General features: G+C 48.6%; 2 protein-coding genes and 1 pseudogene. 2 read left to right on the forward strand and 1 reads right to left on the reverse strand.

Annotation, left to right across the window (positions count from 1 at the left end; genetic code table 11):
* Together VIM87_RS30125 and VIM87_RS30130 are read left to right on the forward strand one after the other, a co-directional pair.
* A pseudogene (locus tag VIM87_RS30125) lies at nt 1-144 on the forward strand (gluconate transporter); the annotation flags it as partial.
* A gap of 21 nt (nt 145-165) precedes the next feature.
* Nucleotides 166-1,002, forward strand: coding sequence for a metallophosphoesterase family protein (locus VIM87_RS30130; protein WP_332000569.1), 837 nt, complete (start codon nt 166-168; stop codon nt 1,000-1,002).
* Here VIM87_RS30130 and VIM87_RS30135 read toward each other — a convergent pair whose 3' ends face one another.
* On the reverse strand, nt 1,003-2,565 hold the full coding sequence (locus tag VIM87_RS30135) for a M20/M25/M40 family metallo-hydrolase (RefSeq protein WP_332000570.1): 1,563 nt from the start codon (nt 2,563-2,565) through the stop codon (nt 1,003-1,005).
* Nucleotides 2,566-2,690 lie beyond the last annotated feature (125 nt).

Consider the following 2,690-nt stretch of genomic DNA (forward strand, 5'->3'; position numbering starts at 1 on the left):
CATGTAAATGATGCGGGCTTCTGGCTGTTCAAGGAATATTTTAATCTCTCGCTGAAAGATACGTTCCGTTCCTGGTCATTAATGGAAACCATTGTTTCCATCGTTGGCTTATTGGGGGTGCTGATCATGCACCTGTTTGTATAACATTGTATAATACTGCCCGTTATGACACTCTCCCGCAGAAGGTTCTTACAATCTACCATCAAAAGCGTGATCCTGATCGGCATGGGCAATGCCCTGCCTGCATTTATGCCGGACAACTTTTTATTGCCGGACCGGAAGAACGTAAAGCTGCGTTTTGCCCTGGCATCTGACGGGCATTTTGGAGAGCCTAAATCGGAATATGCGGTATTGCACCGGCAAATGACGGACTGGCTGAATGCAGAAGCCAAGGGCCGCGGGCTGGATTTTGTAATGATCAACGGGGATCTTTTTCATAACGATCCTGCTTTGCTGCCGGGTGTAAAAGCTGCCTGGGATCAGTTGTCCGTGCCCTATTATGTATCGCACGGCAACCATGATATGACGGAGGAAACAAACTGGCAGTCGGTATGGGGAACGCCCTTTGACCATGCGTTCACTAAAAAAGATATTGGGTTCATTACCCTTAATACGGCGGATATAAAAGGGGTATATACCGGCCCTGACCTGGTTAAAACACAGGCTTTCCTGGATGCCTACAAGAATAAGCAGCAGGTATTTGTGTTCATGCACATTACGCCGGTAAAGTGGACCAAATACGGTATTGACCGGCCGGATATTGTAGAGCTGTTCAGCCGCCAGGCCAATCTTAAGGCTGTTTTCCACGGGCATGACCATGATGAGGATGGCATGCGTGAAAAAGACGGGAAGTATTATTTCTGGGATTCACATGTAGCCGGTACCTGGGGCACTGCGTATAAGGGTTACCGTGTGGTGGAAATATTGAAGGATGGATCTGTGCTCACCTATCAGACAGACCCATCCTCCGCAAAACAAATTAATAACAACCGTATCCGTTAATTACAACGGGAAATCCAGGTCAAACACAAAACGCCCCGGCTGCGGCAAAGGCTTACGGGGCATCATTTCCGGCCGCATAGCCGTGTTATACACAAAGGCTGCAATAACGGTAGCCGCCTGTTTCATATCGTCCATAGACAAATGATCGTACGTATCCATGTTGCTGTGATGCGTTTTGGTTTCATATTCCAGCGGGTCCTGTATGAACTGGAACCCGGGAATGCCTACTGCATCAAATGAAAGATGGTCTGTAGATCCGGTATTGCTACTGGTAATGCCGGTAGCGCCAAGATCTGCAAAAGGTTCCAGCCAGCTGCGGAAAATAGGGCCTGCCGCTTCATTGTTCTGCAAATAAATACCCCTGATCTTACCGGAGCCATTATCCAGGTTATAATAGGCCGATACATTTTTCTGTTCCGCCGTTAATTTCATATCTGCCGGGTTGCCGTAATGCTTTTTCACATAACCGAAAGAACCTAACAGGCCCTGTTCTTCACCGCCCCACAAGGCAATGCGGATGGTGCGTTTAGGCTGTACGCCCAGTGTTTTTAAAATGCGCATCGCTTCCATCATCACAATACAGCCTGCGCCATCATCGGTTGCGCCGGTGCCGCTATGCCAGGAATCCAGGTGGCCGCCCAGCATTACTACCTGGTTTTTCAGCTCGTTATCTGTACCCGGTATTTCACCTACTACGTTGTAACCTTTGGTATCTGTGCTGTCCCATTGGGCCTTTACATTCATTTCCAGCTGTACGGGCTGTGAGGAGCGCAGCAGGCGGTACAAACGCAGCATATCTTCTGTAGATACGGTTACTTCCGGTAAAGGCGACGTATAACCTTTAGCGTAGTACATACGGCCATCTGCGAAAATGGTACCGTCCCTGCCATGCATATTGGCATTGAGCAAGGCTGCAGCGCCTTTAGCGGCAAGGTGTTTCCTTACGGCATAAAGCTTCTGGAAAAAATCGCCGTATTTGGCTATGTCGTCCCGCTCCAGCATATACATATCAGGCAGCTTGCTAAAGTCGGTGGTATCAGCATAGCGGGTGGCAAAGGGTGTAAAGTTGGATACCAACGCTGTATCATGCGGGCGTACGATCACGATCTTTCCTTTGATGCCTGCTCCTAATTTATCAATAGCAGCTTCCGATAAGGTATCCAGCAATACTACCGGTGCGGTGATGGGGCCTTTGGTACCGGTGCTCCATGCTTTTGGATAGGCAATAAGCGGCTGGTAGTAGGGTGTTTTCAGGGCCAGGTAAGAGCCGGTGAGGCTCCAGCTTTTGCCAAACTGGCCCCAGGGCTCCATGGCAGCGTTTTGCAGGCCCCACTGTTTAAGGGTTTGCACTACCCATTTGGCTGCATGCGTGTAGCCGGGGGAGTTAGTCAGGCGCGGGCCATTTACATCCGTCAGGTAATGTGCAATGACAGGGATCTGCGAATGCTCCAGGCCTTCAGTCCTGATCTTTTGCATCATAGCCTGATCTACCGGTTCCTGTTGCGCAAGCAGGCAAAAGGGTATCAGCAACGTTAGGGCTGCCGTAAGAATGAAAGTTCTCATGTAATGAAAATGTTTAGGCTTAAATTACGAATTATCAATTACGAATTACGAATTGGGTATTAGTTCATTATTGCGTGGTGATCATGTAATGTAAATGTACATGGAATAATTACCAGTAAACATGT

The organism is Chitinophaga sp., assembly GCF_036569125.1.
Taxonomy (GTDB): Bacteria; Bacteroidota; Bacteroidia; order Chitinophagales; family Chitinophagaceae; genus Chitinophaga.

Excerpts from the sequence above, each read along its gene's own strand:
- VIM87_RS30130 (WP_332000569.1), top strand. The coding sequence starts at position 166 with ATGACACTCTCCCGCAGAAGGTTCTTACAATCTACCATCAAAAGCGTG.
- VIM87_RS30135 (WP_332000570.1), bottom strand. The coding sequence starts at position 2,565 with ATGAGAACTTTCATTCTTACGGCAGCCCTAACGTTGCTGATACCCTTT.